Here is a 17,553-nt window from a genome sequence, read left to right on the forward strand (position 1 = left end):
TTTTCCGTCTTAACTAATTTTTATTTAGCTTCAGTATTTTACTGCCAACCTTCCAAGGCGGAAGTTGCTCGCTGATTAAGGGGACGAGCCAACAAACCGCTGTGGCTAATACGCACCTCGTAAACCGCACCGTCCTCCATAGGCAGAAATGTGGCACTGCCATATACCGCATCAACAAAGGGCAACTTGCGATCAACACCGCGTACAAACTGCCAGACATCCACGCCATAGTTCGCCCCCTCTATTTCATGGACAGAACGCTCGCGAGCTCGCTCATCCTGTAGCGTGAGATAGCGACCACTCAACCTGTCCAGACGATAAGCGGGCTTAATTCCCCAGCGGGCTAATGGACCCTGCCACTTGAGCATTCGGGCATCCAACTGCCACTGATCCCCAAGCAATTCAAACTTTTGCGCTATACCATCCGCATCAGAAAACTTGACTTCAAATTGCTGCTCGGCAATTTTTCGAAACGAAACAATGCCAACACTGTGCTCTTCAGCCAGGTTTCTATAGCTGTAAACATCTGCAGCAATCAGAACAATCCAAAGGGCAGTTGCAAAAAGAAAAAGACCGGCGGAACCACGTATAAACCCCAGGAACCAATTTCCTGATAGCAGGACTCGCGCCCCCCAAAACACAAACAACAACGCCAGGATGGCAATAATAAAGGTAATCGCTATATACATTATGATTTCTACTCCCTGATACTGCGCAACATCTTTAAACCAACCTTACGGGCGGTTCTTCGCTGCAGCCTTTTCGACAAAAGTGTGGATCAAGCGGCCGGACAGGGTTTGTATGGGCGGTATAGCTGGCAATGAACTGTAGTGGAACCAGTTTGCCTCTTCTATCTCATTGGGGTCCAAGCACAATCCCCCACCTTGCCACTCCGCCAAATACCCGATCATCAACTGCCCGGGAAAAGGCCAGGATTGGCTCCCCACATACTCCAGGGCACCCACTTTGAGCCCTACTTCCTCATAGACTTCACGCACCAGCGCTTGCTCTGCACTCTCACCGGGCTCTATAAACCCAGCGAGGGCCGTATAAGTTGCATTTCGACGCGAGGCGTGACGAGCCAAGAGACACTCATCTCCCCGGGTAACAAGCATAATTACACAGGGGGAGATTCTGGGATAGACAGTAAGATCACAAGCCGGACAGGTGCGAGCGCGATCATTAGAGTGATAGATGGTGGGAGTGCCACAACGACCGCAAAATCGATGTTGGCTATCCCAATGGGAAATCTGTAGCGCCCGCCCAGCCAATGCAAACATCGGCTCCTCAACCAAAGTCAGCAGGCTGCGCAGGTTTCGCCATTCATAGCCGGCAATTTCAACCTGGCGAGACAAAACGTGGACACCACACGCTCGCCCACTTAGCTCTCCCAAGTAGTGGCTGGATTGAACAGCCTCCGCCACCAATACCTGGGCGTCGTGGAGGAAAAAATCTCCTCGGCAGAGAATCAGCCCATCAGCAATCAGGATATGCTGGGAAAATTCCGGGACTGCCCACACATTACCCGCTGGGACAAACTTATCTACCAAGGAGACCTCCTTAATTATGCGGCCTCAACGGGATAACCCAGAGCAGTCAAGCTTTCGATAGCGAGACTGAGGGATTGAATATCTGCTTGCCTATGCAGCTTTACCTCTCCCAGATAATACTCAAGGCTGATAATCGCATCGGCAAAAATATGTAAAGATTGCTCTACTTCAGGGCCGGCATCATGACGGTCGATAACAGTCTCAACAAAGTTCAGCAAACCTTCAACTACGGCCGCCGCTCTACTTAAGTTGAGAACGATCAAGCCTCCGCGCACTGAGTTCAAAGTAGTGGAAACATTGCGAATATGGCCATGATCAAAGTCGGACTCTGCATAGGCCGCCAGCGCTCTCTTAATCAACGCCAAACCGGCTTCAGCCTCTTTAAGTACAGCCACTTCCGCTTCCGCCAGCTGGCTGTGCTCAAAGGCAATATCCGCATGACCGTATTCATCCAGATCAATAGAAGTACTCTGCTTGAGCGCTCTTACCGTGCTATCGACCATCAACACCTGGCCTGTTAGTTTCTGCAGTGCGCTGTCCGCTATGGAACCGCCCGCGCCGGAGGCACTCTGGTATTCCGCAACCGCGCTGCGCAAACTCTCTCCAACCCGCTTAAAATTGAGCATCTGCAAGGTACCGGCCACTCTCTGTAGAGAAGAAGCGAGGCCATCTTCTGCATCCAAGGTAGTAGTACCAATTAACTCAGCGTCATCCAACATTCGGCGCACACCGGACAACTCCTCCTCTAAGGCGTTAGCAACTGCGGTAATTGCCGTGGCGCCGGGGCCCCCAAGGGTGGCTCGCTCCCGCTCTAATTCCTCTTCACTGTAATCAAGAGGCTCTGCGGAGAAGGCCTCCAGCAACTTGCCACCAAAGCCCTCGGGCTTGGAAAGAGTCAGCCAATAGAGGCACTCTTTCAGCAAAATCGGTGGCGCAGGCTGATCTAAAGCTGTATCACACTCTTTTTGTAATGCTCGCAGCCAGCGATCAAACATACTGAAAACCATCACCCGGGATCGACTGATGCGCATTTCCTGGGAGGCCATGCCTGCAAGTGCCGCCCCTGCTACCACCCATAAACGCCCGTTTGGGCGCCCCATGGTGATGCTTGCGATTCTCTCAAGGGCGCGAGACATCATCGTGTACGCTGGGCCCCGAGGTTTACCTCGCAACAGAGCCAACAAACCAACCTGGTACATATGACGAAATCGGCGAACAAAACTATTCAAGTCTTCCGACATTACCGCAGAAGCCCCTGCACCAGGCACAGCCCCCTCCAAGTTACAACGGAAAAAATGACTTTCCGGCACAGGGGGCTGAGACCGGGCCGCACGCAAATTATTGATATAGGGAATCAGCAATTCTGGACGGGCAATGGCACGACTTTGGACAAAATCCAAGTAGCGTCCCATTACGTAAAAACCTGTGCCCAGCGCTTCCATCAGTTCCTCTGAGGCGCTCTGTCTCTCCTCTAACACCTCTGTAAGCGCTTTGATTTTCTCTTGGGCGAGGAGCTCAGCTGCCTGGAGTTGCACCATCTGCAATACTCCACTGACCTGCCTGAGTGCAGCCAAACTCTGTTCGAGAGCCTGCTTTTGGGAAGTATCCGCGGCAAATTTATCCAAGTGTGAGGCGGCATTATCGATGGTAGCTACCAGCTCATCCTTCACTACATTGACAGAAGTGATATTGATCTTGCGCAATTCAGTCTTTGGCTGCACCGCTGCATTCTTCCTATAATCGAACAAAAAACAACCAGATCAGGATGATTCTGGCCTCATTAAGGGCAATTTACCCCAATAAATAAAAGAGTCCACCTTTCGCCAAACAATTTCCACCGAATAATCGACAAATAACCTAGCAGCGAGGCTGAAGCCCCTAAATTACTTGAATTTTCCAGAAAACCCAGTAGCGTTTGCTACTTTCAAGTTTAAAGCTGTACGTTTTTTTGTGTTAAAGAACAAAAACCAATCAATCTGTGCACAATAAACCCGGGGAAGCACGCAGCGATAATTGAGCTCAGGTATCTATTTCGCATACACCGCCGATTCCCAAAGATTCCATTTTGACCCACACCAATGGGTTAACCAAGGAAGTAAATGATGAACACTTACAACAACACCATTGCGGCATCCGGCGGCGGATTTGGTCGCGCCTTTGCCGAAAATTTTCTCGGCGAAGCGCCTGATTGGTACAAATTGACCATAGCCGCCTTTTTGCTTCTCAACCCATTAATACTGTATGTATCGGGGCCTTTTGTAACAGGCTGGGTCCTTATTGGTGAATTCATTTTTACCCTGGCGATGGCCCTGAAGTGTTACCCACTTCAACCCGGCGGACTGCTCGCAATTGAAGCCGTATTGATGGGTATGACAAGCACCGATGCCGTCTACCACGAGGTAGTTGAGAATATCGAAGTTATTCTGCTGCTTATGTTTATGGTGGCCGGAATTTACTTCATGAAGAGCCTGCTTCTATTTGTATTCACTAAAATTTTGATTAATGTGAATTCAAAATCTCTGCTGTCACTACTTTTCTGCGCTGTATCTGCAGTACTGTCAGCGTTCTTAGATGCCTTGACCGTAACTGCTGTTCTGATTGCGGTTGCCGTAGGCTTTTACTCAGTCTATCACCGGGTCGCTTCCCAGCAGCCACACCACCACAATGACCACGACCACTCCAACGATGAGCATGTCGTGGAGTATCACCGCGAAGACTTGGACCAGTTTCGAGCTTACCTTCGCAGCCTGATCATGCATGGCGCCGTAGGTACTGCCCTCGGTGGTGTTTGCACCTTGGTTGGAGAACCGCAAAACCTGCTGATCGCTGAGAAAGCCGGATGGGAATTTGTACAGTTTTTCCTGCAGATGGCCCCAGTGACCATTCCAACATTCTTTGCCGGCCTAGCTACTTGTTTCTTTTTGGAGAAAATTAAAATGTTTGGCTATGGAGCCCAGCTCCCTAGCGCCGTACGTGAGGTACTGGTTAATTTTTCCAAAGAGGAAGAAAAGAAGCGCACCTCGGCGCAGGTTGCCGAGCTGTGGATTCAGGGCATTGTCGCTGTGGTTCTGGTTTTTGCCCTGGCATTTCATGTTGCCGAAGTCGGTATCATTGGCCTGATGATTATTGTACTTCTGACCTCGTTTAACGGCGTTGTTCAAGAAGCTAGAATCGGCCACGCGTTTGAAGAGGCACTGCCATTTACTGCACTGCTCGTGGTTTTCTTCGCAATTGTTGCAGTGATTCACCAGCAGCACCTATTCGAGCCTGTAACCAACTTCGTTCTCGCACAAAAGCCCGAACAGCAGCCAGGATTGCTATTCATGGCAAACGGTATTTTATCGATGATTAGCGACAATGTTTTTGTGGCAACGGTTTACATTAACGAAGTTAAAGCTGCCCTCACCGCAGGTGACATTACCCGAGAACATTTTGACAAGCTGGCCATTGCCATCAATACCGGAACCAACCTACCCAGCGTTGCCACTCCCAATGGACAAGCTGCATTTTTGTTCCTGCTGACATCGGCCCTGGCACCTCTCATACGCCTATCTTATGGCCGCATGGTGATCATGGCTCTGCCCTACACCATCGTACTGAGTATTGTCGCTTTGATTTGCGTGGTCTACGCGATCTAAAGAGAACTTGTATAAGAGACTATCTGGATGGGTGGGGATTGATAATTCCCACCCGCTCAGAAAAAGAAAAGCGCAATAAACATCAAGATTAAAGAGAACACCTCTTCATTGATGGGCTACCAGAAGTGTTTACCCGCTGATTTCTCCAGCAAACCTAGCATCGATTGATGCGCTTCAGCTTCCTGTGGCGTAGCACGCGCTACTAGCAGGGGCGCGCGATCTGCCGATAGGCGACGAATGGCTTCACCCGCCGCATCATTTTCCGCCTTCTTACCTTCCTCCCCTTCCGAGGAATCACCCTGTGCCAACACCAAATCGGTTTGGCCACCAGTCATCATCAGGTAGACGTCGGCAAGAATCTCCGCATCCAGCAATGCGCCGTGCAAATCCCGCTGGGAGTTATCGACAAAGTAGCGCTTACAAAGGGCGTCCAGATTGTTTTTCTGCCCGGGGTGCTTTTCCCGGGCCATTGTCAGGGTATCCAAAACCCCACAATGCGCATTGACATTACGCCAGCGCGGATTACCCAGCAGCCTCAGCTCAGCATCAATAAAACCGACATCGAAGGGCGCGTTGTGAATAACCAGCTCTGCACCTTCACAGAAGGTCATAAATTCATCGGCGATCTGAGCGAATACGGGTTTGTCCGCCAGGAATTCATTAGTGATTCCATGGACCTCAATAGCCCCATCTTCCACTTGTCGCTGCGGGTTGATGTACTGGTGATAGTGACGGCCAGTCAACTTCCGATTAACCAGCTCTACGCAACCAATTTCAATAATACGATGGCCGCTTTTGGGATCGAGACCTGTTGTCTCTGTATCGAGAACCACTTGACGCATATGCAATATTCCCCTCAGGACTCCAGCTCATCGACGCCACGATTTGCCAACTGATCGGCCCGCTCATTGCCCGGGTGGCCGGCATGACCTTTAACCCAGTGCCACTCTACATCATGCTCGGAGACGCTCTCATCCAACTGCCGCCATAGGTCTGCATTTTTGACAGGCTTCTTACTCGCTGTCTTCCAACCGTTCTTTTTCCACTTGTTAATCCAGCCGGTAATTCCCTGGCGCAGGTACTGTGAGTCAGTATGCAAATCAACTTTGCACGGCTGTTTAAGAGCCTCCAAAGCTTTGATTGCAGCTAACAATTCCATACGATTATTGGTGGTATGCGCCTCCCCACCAAACAATTCTTTCTCCCGCTCACCGTACACCAACAGAGCACCCCAACCGCCGGGACCAGGATTACCGCGACAAGCGCCATCTGTATAGATAGTAATTTGTTTCAAAACTTACGCCAAAATTAGATATGGGGCCGATTTTCAGCGAAATCAGCGCTTTTGATGCTTCCCGCGTGCTGCAACGCGAGGGCTCGACGGGGTGGCAACCAAAGCGGGCTTTCTCTCGGCCCGCCAATTGATTTTAATAGTGCGAACACGTGCCACTTCTTTGCGGGCGACTATGATGTAAAACCCCCCCCATGGCAAGTGCAAGCGGGAGCCAAGGCGCTCCATCCAAGCCGTCTTGGAAAGCAATTCCTTTTGCTGTAATGGCAAGCGGAAGAAGCCACGATCTACCCTCTCAGCCTGCAAGTCCAACAGATTCATCCAGTCGGCAATTCGAGCAGCCCGCAGTTGATTTCCGCGCTGGTAAGCCCCCCTGGAAAACAGCAGACGGGACAAGCCGAGCAAGGAAAATGGGTTAAACCCGATTAGCAGCATATGACCACCGGGTATCAAAACCCTGGCCGCCTCTCTCAATACTTGGTGGGGATGACTGGAGAAGTCTAAAAGGTGATGCAGCAGTACTACATCGATTGAATCGGCGGGGAGAGGCAGTTGCTCGAACTCCACTACCGCAGCCCCACCCTGCTCAGAGGTTGCCCCCAATCGAAAACGATGATTGATACGACTATAGGCGCCAAAATCAACGGATTGAGTCACGCTGGCCTGTAGAAAGTGATAACCGAAAAAGCCCTCCACTAAGGGTTGGGCCAATGCCAGCTGTTGCGAGAGAATCTCCTCTCCCAGCGAACTGGAAAACCAATGGGATAGCGCTGGGCAGACCTTACCAAGAGGGGATTGCTCCTCATCATTACCAGGCCTGCTCTTTCCGGTCATCATATCTCCATTGATCAATCTAACAGCTATTCAATTCTACACTCGGCCGATGTTTCCAGGGCCTTACTCTAAGTAAACCAGTCCTCAGGTAACAATTCACACCGTCTCACGCCTTCCATGATATTGTTCTGCTATTCAGCAAAAAGACGATTCGATTATGCTATCCATCACGCCAATCCCCGCCTTTAATGACAACTATATCTGGCACCTGCAAAAAGATGGCCAGCACTGGGTAGTCGACCCTGGTGATGCTGTGCCAGTAGAAAAGGCCCTAGAGGGGACCAGGCTCAGCGGCATTCTCATTACTCATCACCACTATGACCATACCGGTGGCATCGAAACGCTTTGCCGCCAGTACCAGTGCCCTGTCTATGGCCCCGAGCACATACCTGGTGTCACTCACCCCATTGCCGGTGGAGATTCCTTACAGGTCCTTGGCATGCCCTTCCAGGTGCACGCTGTTCCGGGGCACACTCTAGACCACTTAGCTTTGGTTTTGAATGAAACCACAGCAGCAGGCGGTGAACAATTACACCTTTTTTGTGGTGACACTCTTTTTTCCGCTGGCTGCGGCAGGTTGTTCGAAGGCACTCCAGAGCAGATGTACCATTCTCTGCAAAAGCTCAGTAAATTACCCGCCGCAACTTTTGTTTATCCTGCACACGAGTACACACTCGCCAACCTGAAGTTTGCCCAAGCGGTAGAGCCTAACAATCAAGCCATTGAGGCAAGGGTTGCTCAGTGCAAAGACTTGAGAGTAGAAAACAAGCCAACTTTGCCTTCAACTATCGCCCTTGAGCTAGACACCAACCCATTTCTTCGCTGTCAGTATCCGGAAGTTAGGCAGACAGCTATCAATTCGAGACCGGAGTTAAATGACGGAAGCGATAACGTAGATATTTTTGCGAGCCTGCGCGGCTGGAAGGACAACTTCTAAACGCCCAACTTCACCTAAACTCCTCTCAGGCTGGGTGATAAACTAGCAATTCGCATACTTTTTAACCGTCAATATTGACCGAAACTAATTTGCCTAATTAGAATCAAAAGTAATTGACCAAATGCCTGGCGCTTTACCAATAATTGTTCTGAAATGCGTCAGGATGAATTACAAGAAAGACTCGCGGATATCACACATGGTTCACAAGAATTTTGCCGTAGCATTACTAGCCGCTACGGTAGGGGCCTGCTCGCAATTACCGGAACAGGCCTCTGCGCCCGAAACTGAAAATATCCCTGCAGAGGAAACCTCTGTCGCGAGTGACCGAGCTGTTAAAAAGCACGAACCCTCTGAAGCGGTCCCTCCCCCCGTAGACATCTGGGCAAGACTTCGTCAGGGATTCGCCCTGGATCACCACACCAGCGACCCCAAGGTTAAGGAATATATTGCTTACTTCGCCCGCAACGAGGGCTATATGGCTCGGGTAACCGAGCGCTCTCGTCGATATATTTTCCATGTTGCAGAACAGATGGAACAGGCAAATCTCCCACTTGAATTAGCGCTGCTCCCCATTGTCGAGAGTGCATACGACCCCTTCGCCTACTCCCACGCCCGGGCTTCCGGTATGTGGCAGTTTATCCCGGCCACCGGGCGCTCTTTCGGGCTCGAGCAAAACTGGTGGTATGACGGACGCCGCGATGTCCATGAATCCACCCAGGCTGCGGCAAAGTACTTCAACTACCTGCACGATCGCTTTGATGGGGACTGGGAGCTGGCACTCGCTGCTTACAATGCCGGTGAGGGAACGGTTCGCAGAGCCGTAGAGCGCAATCGTCGCAACGGGCTTGGCACCAGTTATTGGGATCTCAAACTGCCGCGGGAAACCAAACGCTATGTGCCCCAGCTGCTGGCTCTGGCGGAGGTTATATCCCGCCCGGACCATTACAAAATTCCACTGCATGATGTCTCCAACGAGCCCTACTACGCCCGTGTCGATGTAGGCAGTCAGATCGATCTGGCCCAGGCTGCGGAACTTGCAGAAATTGAGATTGAAGAGCTCTACCTACTGAACCCAGGCTATAACCGCTGGGCAACCGACCCCAACGGAAACCACCAACTACTGATTCCAATAGAGACCCAGGAAAAGTTTGAGAGCGCCCTGGCACAACTTCCCAAGGAAGAGAGGGTAAGCTGGCAGCGCTACACCATTGCCCGAGGCGACACCCTTTCCACTATCGCTCGCCGCTACCAGACCACCGTCGGAGCGATACGCGAGACAAACAAACTACGCAGCAATAATATTCGCGCCGGTAAAACACTGTTAATCCCCAGCGCATCGGGCCCCGCGGGACAGTATGCCTACGCACTCGATCAGCGAGTTAAACGCAAGCAGTCTTCCGGCAAGGGCCAGAAAGTTAATTACACTGTACGCCCTGGCGACAGCCTTTGGGGGATTTCACGCAAGCTGGATGTGACCGTAAAGCAACTGGCCAGCTGGAACAGCATGGCACCGGGAGACACCCTGCGCCCTGGGCGCACCCTGGTGGCTTACAACGGCTCCCCCGCAGTATCAGAGAACAACCGCACTACCCGCAAGGTTTCTTACCGGGTACGCAGCGGCGACTCTCTATATCGGATAGCCAATAAATTCAGTATCGAAATCGATGATATTCTCCGCTGGAATAAGATAAACAAGTCCAAGTATTTACAACCCGGACAGCGCTTAACCTTATTTGTGGATAGTGCCAGCAACACTTAAAGCGCACACTACCCTACAGGGAGTTAGCCATAAAAAAACCCGGCAATTGCCGGGTTTTTTTATGGCTCAATAACAACCGTCACTCGGCAGAAGAGGCCAGATCGATTTTTGCCTGATCGGACAAGTAGCGCTGGATAGCTGCTAACTCGGCCCCACCATTTACAGAGGCCAATTGCTGCATCAGTGCCTGACGCTGCTCTTTGCTCTGCTTGGACAGTTCGCCCGGGCGCACGCTGCGCAGATCGAGAACTACCAGATCACCATTATTTGTAGCGAAGCTGGTCACTTCATCTTTGCCAGCAGATGGGGCAGGCAATGCAAATGCCTTGGCATTAATCTCACCGCGCTGAGCAAAACCACCGCGGCGAGTTTTATCACTGGTCTCCAGGGTTAAACCTTGCGCTTCTGCCAGTTCTGCAAAACTAGTACCAGTAGCGAGCTTCTCTTTAAGCTCTTCCGCTTGCTTAGCCAATTGCTCACTGGCCTTATCACGCTTCAAACGGTCAACAATTTGCTGGCGAACCTCTTCCAGAGGGTAGGTACCCGCGGGCTTAGAGTCGGTGACCCGCAAAACGACAGAGTGCTCATTGTTCAGGTTGATCACATCTGAAGTATTGCCATCTTCCTTCACTTCCACAGAGAAAGCAGCCTCGATAACCTGCCCGTTAGAAAGGACGCCAGATGCGCTCTCGCGCGAAAACAGATTGGCAGTCTTCAGGGGAACACCCAACTCTTCAGCGGGCTCAGCCAGGTTATCCGCGTTGTATGCCAGATCGGCAAGACGGGACAAGGCATCAACAAACTCGCGCTCAGCAACGGACTCACGCAGTCGCTTTTCGATCGCCACTTTTTGCTCTTCGAAGCTCGGCGGTTCACTCTGCTCTACTTCCAACAACTTGATAAAGTGAGTTCCACTATCGGTGGTCACTGGAGCAGAAACCTGACCCACTTCCAGCGCGGCCAAGGCCTGCTCGAAAGCCTCTGGGAATACATCACCTGTGGTGTAACCCAACTCACCGCCTTCCTCCGCAGAGCCTACGTCTTGGGAGTAAGTCTTTGCCAACTCGGCGAAATCTTCGCCGGCATCCAGTTTGCTCTGAATCTCAGCAATTTTTTCTGCGTCAGCTTCTTCAAGCAAAATATGTGCAGCACGACGGCGAAGTTCCGATGCGAAACCTTTCAGCTCTTGCTCGTACTGAGCGCGAACATCGCTTTCAGAAATATCAATGTTACCGGCAAATACTTCAGGAGTTAGCTCAATATACTCAACCGCCACCTGCTCTGGACGCTGGTATTGCCCTTGATTCTCCTGGTAGTACTGTTCTACTTCAGCATCCGAAACCTGAGTCTCTGCTAGCAGGCCTTCAACTGGCATCACCACGTAATCAAAATCACGCTCTTCCATAGAGGCGGCAACAATCTGTTCTGCATCCGCCTGGGTAGTAAAAGCACTTTCAACCACACTATTTGCGTACTGCTCCAGCGCCATATCATTTTCCATAATCTGGCGGAAGCCTGCAGGGCTATACCCCATACGACGCAAAGCATCGCGGTACATTTGCGGATCAAAACTGCCGTTCACCTGAAAAGCCGGAATTCCCACGATCGCTCTGTCGACCGCCGCAGAGCTCATCACCATACCGCTGTCCTGAGCAGCTTGGCGCATCACAGCACTGGAAACCAACTGGCGTAAAACTGGCTCACGCAACTGCTCATCGCTGATTAAATCAGCGGGCACATCTTCGCCGTACTGACTAATGATCATATTGCGGCGATTTTGAATTGCGCGTTGCAAATCCAAGTTTGTAATTTTTTCGCCATTAACCTCGGCTACCGCATCGGCAGCACCTCCACTGGCACCGGTGAAGAAATCAATTCCCCCAATGACCATAATAAAACCGAAAAAGGCTGCGACAATAATCGCGGCTGTCCCTTTCAGGTTGTCACGCATGGACTGAAGCATGCTCAGCTCCGAAAATTAATTGTTTTTAACTACTATCAGATACAAAAAAGGCGCATCCCAACTGACACGCCTCTTTGACATTCAGACTCTTTTACAAAGTCTCAAAGCCTGCTGAAAACTTAGTTTACAGCGTCTTTCAGGGCTTTACCGGCCTTGAAGTTAGGAATTTTTGCCGCAGCGATTTCAATGGGATCGCCAGTGCGAGGATTGCGACCAGTACGAGCTGCACGCTCTTTCACAGCAAAGGTACCAAAGCCAACGAGGGCAACTTGATCACCTTTTTTCAGGGCATCAGTGATGCTATCAACCATTGCGTCCAAAGCACGGCCAGCTGCTGCTTTTGGAATATCTGCAGATGCGGCAATTGCTTCAATCAGTTCGGACTTATTCACGCTTAATCCCTCTGTTCTTTTTAAATATGCTTCGGGTGGTCTACAAAAGACACCCATACTTTAAATTTTTTAGCCTTCGGCAATTTACGCGCCGGGCAATAAGCCCCGTTTTATACCAACTGCCCAGAAGCGGGTCAAGGAACCATGCGGGTTTCCGGGCAGATGCACACTTTTCAAGCAGCGTAGATAGCCTGATTGGCGAAGTTTTGGCCTTGCAAGTTGTAAAGGGGCGACAAAAGTCACCCCATTACAAGAGTCAGTGAGTTTGGATTCCTCGCTGCGAGCGCTCCTCTGCCTTTTTCTGTAAGGCGGAATACTCTTCATCAGACAGGGATTCAGGCTTGTGTTCGAGCGCCAGCTCAAGTACCTGATCGATCCACTTAACGGGCCTAACTACCAAGTCCTGAAGAATATTATCGGGAATATCCTTCAGATCTCGCTCGTTATCAGCAGGAATCAGTACAGTTTTTATACCGCCCCGATGCGCTGCCAATAACTTTTCTTTAAGACCACCAATTCTTAAAACTTCTCCACGCAGAGTAATTTCTCCAGTCATCGCCACATCTGAGCGAACGGGAATATCCGTTAACACAGACACCAAAGCGGTGCACATGGCAATACCCGCCGAAGGGCCATCTTTGGGGGTGGCACCTTCAGGCACGTGGATATGAATATCCCGGGTCTCGTGGAAGTCCGGACCTATTCCCAGCGCCTGGGAGCGAGAACGCACAACCGTCAAGGCCGCCTGAATAGACTCCTGCATAACATCGCCAAGGGAGCCGGTTTTGATCATGCGTCCTTTACCCGGCACAGCTGAAGCTTCAATGTTAAGAAGCTCACCACCCACCTCGGTCCAGGCGAGACCGGTAACAATTCCGATTTTGTCCTCTTCCTCCGCACGGCCAAAATCAAATTTGCGAACACCGAGAAGCTCTTCAAGTTGCTCTGGCTGTATTACAGCCTTCTTCTCTGAAGGATTGCGAACGTGCTCCGTTACTACCTTGCGGCAGATCTTGGCAATCTCCCGGTCCAGGCCACGCACACCCGCTTCACGGGTGTAGTAGCGGACAATATCTCGGATACTGTCATCGGAGAGATCCAGCTCATCATCTTTAAGGCCGTTGGCCTTGCGCTGCTTCGGCACAAGATAGCGCTGAGCAATATTCAGTTTTTCGTCCTCGGTATAACCGGGGATTCGAATAACTTCCATACGATCCAGCAACGGGCCTGGAATATTCATTGAGTTAGAGGTGCAGACAAACATCACATCGGAAAGGTCGTAATCCACTTCTAAGTAGTGATCATTGAAGGTTTTATTCTGCTCTGGATCCAAAACCTCAAGAAGCGCTGAGGCGGGATCGCCCCGCTGATCCATCCCCATTTTGTCGACTTCGTCGAGCAGGAACAGGGGATTCTTCACTCCAACTTTCGAAATTTTCTGAATCAGCTTGCCCGGCAGTGAGCCAATATAAGTGCGTCGATGCCCGCGAATCTCGGCTTCATCGCGAACGCCGCCCAGGGCCATACGCACATACTGACGATTTGTTGCTCGGGCAATAGATTGACCGAGGGAGGTTTTACCCACCCCGGGAGGACCAACCAAACATAAGATCGGCCCTTTCACTTTCTTCACTCGCTTTTGTACCGCGAGGTATTCCAGAATCCGCTCTTTAACCTCTTCCAAGCCGTAGTGTTCTTTCTCGAGAATTTCCTCGGCTTTAACCAAGTCGTGTCTCACCCGGCTGGCTTTTTTCCAGGGCAGGCTCAACATCCAGTCGATATAACTGCGTAAAACCGAAGCTTCCGCAGACATAGGCGACATCATTTTCAATTTAGCCAGCTCAGCGCGGGTTTTCTTCTCTGCCTCCGCACTCATGCCGGATTCGGCAATTTTGTTTTCCAGCTCTTCAATTTCATTGGGCTCTTCGGTGATCTCGCCCAATTCTTTTTGAATCGCCTTCATCTGCTCATTGAGATAGTACTCGCGTTGGCTTTTCTCCATCTGCTTTTTCACACGCCCACGAATGCGTTTTTCCACCTGAATCAGGTCGATTTCAGCATCCATAAGGCCCAGCAAATGCTCCAAACGCTCTTTAACACTGAGAGTCTCCAGAAGCTCTTGCTTCTGAGCCAGCTCAAGGGACATATGTGCAGAAATGGTATCTGCCAAGCGGCCAGGTTCATCAATTCCCGACAAAGAAGTAATAACCTCATTGGGGACTTTCTTGCTTACAGAAACGTACTGTTCAAACTGAGACATCACAGAGCGCACAAGGGCATCTGCTTCGCCTTCCGGCAACTCCTGCGTTTCCATCGGCGAAACGGTCGCCTCGAAATGGTTCTCCCTCTCCATCACTTCGTGGATATTTACGCGCTCCCCCCCTTCTACTAGCACTTTCACAGTGCCATCGGGGAGTTTGAGTAGCTGCAAGACACTGGCAATAGTGCCCACGCGATAGATATCGTCTGCACCTGGGTCATCCTCAGATGCCTTTCGCTGCGCCACAAGCAATACCTGCTTATCCCTGCGCATGGCCTCTTCCAGGGCCTCTATGGACTTTTCCCTGCCGACAAAAAGCGGGATCACCATATGGGGGTAAACAACAACATCGCGCAATGGCAACAACGGATATTCAAGTGTGGTGTCGGATGACTGATCCATAGAACTCCTCTCGGCCCTATCACTGGGTATTTGGCGCGGCATCATGCTGCTGTTGGAATTGACAGCTTAACCTGGGCCACCGCCCTTCAGATGCTAGTAATGGGGGGGAAGGGCCCGAAATACAAGTCTAATCTCGCGACCAATTTGTGCCGAGCTAAGAGTGCTATTCGAGCCAGGTATACCCAGACAGGTAGTTAGATACCCGGGTAATCAGAAAAAACTATAAAAAAAGCCCCAATATTGGGGCTTTTTGAGGTGGGATTTGAGCTACTCTTCCGGCGCCGCCTTCTGCGGCTGGGATTCACTCTCATAAACCAGCAGCGGGGCTGATTCGCCTTTAATGACCGCCTCGTCAATCACAACTTTCACCACATTATCTGTGGATGGGATGTCATACATGGTCTCCAACAATACGGACTCCATGATAGAGCGCAGGCCACGGGCGCCTGTTTTCCGCTCCATTGCCTTGGTGGCAACTGCATCCAACGCATCGGGGCGGAAATCCAGCTCTACATCTTCCATATCAAACAGTTTTGCGTACTGTTTGGTCAAAGCATTACGTGGCTCGGTGAGAATCTGTACCAGAGCCTCACGGTCCAACTCTTCCAAAGTTGCGGTCACCGGTAGGCGGCCAACAAACTCCGGGATCAGCCCGTAACGAACCAGGTCTTCAGGCTCCAGGTCACGCAGGATCTCACCAAAATTACTGGTGCCATCCTTCGATTTAACCTCTGCACTGAAACCAATTCCACCCTTCTCCGAGCGATCGCGGATAACCTTATCCAGCCCCGCAAAAGCGCCGCCACAAATAAACAGGATATTGGAGGTGTCGACCTGCAAGAATTCCTGCTGCGGATGCTTGCGTCCACCCTGCGGCGGCACAGACGCCACAGTGCCTTCAATCAACTTCAGTAGCGCTTGCTGCACACCTTCACCGGACACATCACGGGTAATTGAAGGGTTGTCTGACTTGCGCGAAATTTTGTCGATCTCATCGATATAGACGATACCCTGCTGGGCTTTTTCTACATCGTAATCACACTTCTGCAAAAGCTTCTGGATGATATTCTCAACATCCTCACCCACATAACCAGCTTCGGTCAGGGTGGTTGCATCGGCAATAGTGAAAGGAACATTGAGCAGGCGAGCCAGGGTCTCGGCAAGAAGGGTTTTACCACTACCGGTTGGGCCTACCAGCAAAATATTAGACTTACTGAGCTCTACTTCATCCTTACTTTTAACACCAGACTTGGTGCGCAGACGCTTGTAGTGATTGTATACGGCAACAGCCAGCACACGCTTGGCTCTCTCCTGCCCAATCACATACTGATCGAGGATTTCAGTAATCTCACGGGGTGTCGGCAGGCGCCCTTCAGGCCCCTCCGCAGTCTCTTGTACTTCTTCACGAATAATGTCGGTACACAGCTCGACACATTCATCGCAGATAAAGACTGACGGCCCAGCGATTAACTTCCGCACTTCCTGTTGGCTCTTGCCACAGAAAGAGCAGTACAGCAATTTTCCGCTGTCTTCTCCGCTGCTTTTGTCGGTCATCAAAATACTCCGTCGTCACTGGCCGGCCAGGGCCCTAAATTCAGCTTACCCAGCAAGATGCTGCCTTTTGGCGTGATTTTCAAGTCCCAACGAAAGCCAGCCTGTCAAAAAAACTAACTTTCGCTGAAATCCGCCTCCGGCAAACTTTTAATGTAGAAAAATCTACTTATCGAATGCCTGTCGGCGAGACAATACATCATCGACCAAGCCATATTCCTTGGCTTCATCGGCGCTCATAAAGTTGTCGCGCTCTGTATCCCTCTCAATATCACTGACTGGACGTCCAGAGTGATGCGCCATGAGCTCATTCAAACGATGACGAATCTTGAGAATTTCCTGGGCGTGAATGTGGATATCGCTCGCCTGCCCTTGGGCCCCACCGCTGGGCTGGTGAATCATCACACGGGAGTTTGGTGTTACGAAGCGTTTGCCTTCAGCACCGGCAGTCAACAAGAAGGCGCCCATACTACAGGCCTGCCCAATGCACATAGTGCTGACGTCAGGCTTAATGAACTGCATGGTGTCATAGATAGACATGCCGGCAGTTACCGAACCGCCCGGTGAATTAATGTAGAGGTGAATATCCTTATCCGGATTTTCTGCCTCGAGGAAAAGCAGCTGCGCAACAACCAGGTTGGCCATGTGGTCTTCTACAGGCCCGACCAGGAAGATCACACGCTCTTTTAACAGGCGAGAATAAATATCAAATGAGCGCTCCCCTCTGGCGGTTTGTTCTACCACCATGGGAACTAAACCTGATGCTGAGGGCTCTATCGAAGCTTTTGGAAAATCAATTCGTGCCATAGGTACCATTGCTTCCTTTTGTGGCTTATTCGGCAGGCCAGCGAATAGGCATCGTATGCCCATGCTGAAAAATTTGGTTTTCAGAGCTTAACCGGTCAGGCGAGAGAAAGCCAGCCGGTAAAAAGGAAGGAGATGTAGGGGCGTCACGCTTGAGCGGACGCCACCTTAC

Annotated in this window: 14 protein-coding genes; 3 read left to right on the forward strand and 11 right to left on the reverse strand. The window is 51.0% G+C overall.

The genetic code is table 11. The annotated features are described in order from the left end of the window. Positions 1 to 38: 38 nt before the first annotated feature. The 3 genes from ACJJIL_RS13585 to ACJJIL_RS13595 are packed head-to-tail and all read right to left on the reverse strand — an operon-like array spanning position 39 to position 3,271. Complete coding sequence (locus tag ACJJIL_RS13585; protein ID WP_413665185.1) at positions 39 to 689, reverse strand: cation/multidrug efflux pump; 651 nt, start codon at positions 687 to 689, stop codon at positions 39 to 41. A gap of 45 nt (positions 690 to 734) precedes the next feature. Further along, positions 735 to 1,550 (reverse strand): NAD(+) diphosphatase, encoded by an 816-nt coding sequence (gene nudC, locus ACJJIL_RS13590; protein WP_445359942.1) that lies wholly within the window; start codon positions 1,548 to 1,550, stop codon positions 735 to 737. 14 nt (positions 1,551 to 1,564) lie between these two features. Next, entirely contained in the window at positions 1,565 to 3,271 is a 1,707-nt protein-coding gene (locus ACJJIL_RS13595) for a FimL-related protein (RefSeq protein ID WP_444905760.1), read from the reverse strand. Positions 3,272 to 3,652: 381 nt separating this feature from the next. Between ACJJIL_RS13595 and nhaB the strand changes: the two genes are divergently transcribed. Further along, entirely contained in the window at positions 3,653 to 5,188 is a 1,536-nt protein-coding gene (gene nhaB, locus ACJJIL_RS13600) for a sodium/proton antiporter NhaB (RefSeq protein ID WP_444908425.1), read from the forward strand. 116 nt (positions 5,189 to 5,304) lie between these two features. On the opposite strand, the gene dnaQ is transcribed toward nhaB, so the two are convergent. Genes dnaQ through ACJJIL_RS13615 form a run of 3 tightly spaced genes read right to left on the reverse strand, consistent with a single transcriptional unit; the run spans position 5,305 to position 7,313 of the window. Continuing rightward, the gene (gene dnaQ, locus ACJJIL_RS13605) at positions 5,305 to 6,030 is read right to left on the reverse strand and encodes a DNA polymerase III subunit epsilon (RefSeq protein WP_444894319.1); all 726 of its coding nucleotides are present in this window, start codon (positions 6,028 to 6,030) and stop codon (positions 5,305 to 5,307) included. A 14-nt stretch (positions 6,031 to 6,044) separates the two neighbouring features. After that, positions 6,045 to 6,482, reverse strand: a complete 438-nt coding sequence (gene rnhA, locus ACJJIL_RS13610) for a ribonuclease HI (RefSeq protein ID WP_445359943.1) — start codon at positions 6,480 to 6,482, stop codon at positions 6,045 to 6,047. A 42-nt stretch (positions 6,483 to 6,524) separates the two neighbouring features. Continuing rightward, positions 6,525 to 7,313: a class I SAM-dependent methyltransferase gene (locus tag ACJJIL_RS13615; RefSeq protein WP_445359944.1), complete on the reverse strand. Its 789-nt coding sequence runs from the start codon at positions 7,311 to 7,313 to the stop codon at positions 6,525 to 6,527. A gap of 157 nt (positions 7,314 to 7,470) precedes the next feature. Here ACJJIL_RS13615 and gloB point away from each other — a divergent pair, with 157 nt between their 5' ends. Both gloB and ACJJIL_RS13625 read left to right on the forward strand, forming a co-directional pair. Beyond that, positions 7,471 to 8,250, forward strand: coding sequence for a hydroxyacylglutathione hydrolase (gloB, locus tag ACJJIL_RS13620; RefSeq protein WP_445359945.1), 780 nt, complete (start codon positions 7,471 to 7,473; stop codon positions 8,248 to 8,250). Between the two features lie 196 nt (positions 8,251 to 8,446). Continuing rightward, positions 8,447 to 10,009 (forward strand): LysM peptidoglycan-binding domain-containing protein, encoded by a 1,563-nt coding sequence (locus tag ACJJIL_RS13625; protein WP_445359946.1) that lies wholly within the window; start codon positions 8,447 to 8,449, stop codon positions 10,007 to 10,009. A 79-nt stretch (positions 10,010 to 10,088) separates the two neighbouring features. Here the strand turns inward: ACJJIL_RS13625 and ACJJIL_RS13630 are convergent, their stop codons facing one another. The 5 genes from ACJJIL_RS13630 to clpP form a co-directional block, all read right to left on the reverse strand. Beyond that, on the reverse strand, positions 10,089 to 11,972 hold the full coding sequence (locus ACJJIL_RS13630) for a SurA N-terminal domain-containing protein (protein ID WP_413665177.1): 1,884 nt from the start codon (positions 11,970 to 11,972) through the stop codon (positions 10,089 to 10,091). Positions 11,973 to 12,091: 119 nt separating this feature from the next. Then, positions 12,092 to 12,421, reverse strand: a complete 330-nt coding sequence (gene hbs / locus ACJJIL_RS13635) for a non-specific DNA-binding protein Hbs (protein WP_255422880.1) — start codon at positions 12,419 to 12,421, stop codon at positions 12,092 to 12,094. A gap of 199 nt (positions 12,422 to 12,620) precedes the next feature. Continuing rightward, positions 12,621 to 15,026 (reverse strand): endopeptidase La, encoded by a 2,406-nt coding sequence (gene lon / locus ACJJIL_RS13640; protein WP_413665176.1) that lies wholly within the window; start codon positions 15,024 to 15,026, stop codon positions 12,621 to 12,623. A 267-nt stretch (positions 15,027 to 15,293) separates the two neighbouring features. After that, positions 15,294 to 16,580 carry an ATP-dependent Clp protease ATP-binding subunit ClpX gene (clpX, locus tag ACJJIL_RS13645; protein ID WP_444957275.1) on the reverse strand — a complete coding sequence of 429 codons (1,287 nt, stop codon included), beginning with the start codon at positions 16,578 to 16,580 and terminating at the stop codon, positions 15,294 to 15,296. Positions 16,581 to 16,742: 162 nt separating this feature from the next. After that, positions 16,743 to 17,384, reverse strand: a complete 642-nt coding sequence (gene clpP, locus ACJJIL_RS13650; RefSeq protein WP_282933430.1) for an ATP-dependent Clp endopeptidase proteolytic subunit ClpP — start codon at positions 17,382 to 17,384, stop codon at positions 16,743 to 16,745. Positions 17,385 to 17,553 lie beyond the last annotated feature (169 nt).

Source organism: Microbulbifer maximicatervae (SeqCode) (assembly GCF_052468095.1).

What these genes read in the sequence shown, in the direction of transcription:
- clpP (WP_282933430.1), bottom strand. Translation starts at nt 17,384, where the DNA reads ATGGCACGAATTGATTTTCCAAAAGCTTCGATAGAGCCCTCAGCATCA.
- ACJJIL_RS13630 (WP_413665177.1), bottom strand. Translation starts at nt 11,972, where the DNA reads ATGCTTCAGTCCATGCGTGACAACCTGAAAGGGACAGCCGCGATTATT.
- gloB (WP_445359945.1), top strand. Translation starts at nt 7,471, where the DNA reads ATGCTATCCATCACGCCAATCCCCGCCTTTAATGACAACTATATCTGG.
- clpX (WP_444957275.1), bottom strand. Translation starts at nt 16,580, where the DNA reads ATGACCGACAAAAGCAGCGGAGAAGACAGCGGAAAATTGCTGTACTGC.
- ACJJIL_RS13585 (WP_413665185.1), bottom strand. Translation starts at nt 689, where the DNA reads ATGTATATAGCGATTACCTTTATTATTGCCATCCTGGCGTTGTTGTTT.
- hbs (WP_255422880.1), bottom strand. Translation starts at nt 12,421, where the DNA reads ATGGGTGTCTTTTGTAGACCACCCGAAGCATATTTAAAAAGAACAGAG.
- dnaQ (WP_444894319.1), bottom strand. Translation starts at nt 6,030, where the DNA reads ATGCGTCAAGTGGTTCTCGATACAGAGACAACAGGTCTCGATCCCAAA.
- ACJJIL_RS13615 (WP_445359944.1), bottom strand. Translation starts at nt 7,313, where the DNA reads ATGACCGGAAAGAGCAGGCCTGGTAATGATGAGGAGCAATCCCCTCTT.
- nhaB (WP_444908425.1), top strand. Translation starts at nt 3,653, where the DNA reads ATGAACACTTACAACAACACCATTGCGGCATCCGGCGGCGGATTTGGT.
- ACJJIL_RS13625 (WP_445359946.1), top strand. Translation starts at nt 8,447, where the DNA reads ATGGTTCACAAGAATTTTGCCGTAGCATTACTAGCCGCTACGGTAGGG.
- lon (WP_413665176.1), bottom strand. Translation starts at nt 15,026, where the DNA reads ATGGATCAGTCATCCGACACCACACTTGAATATCCGTTGTTGCCATTG.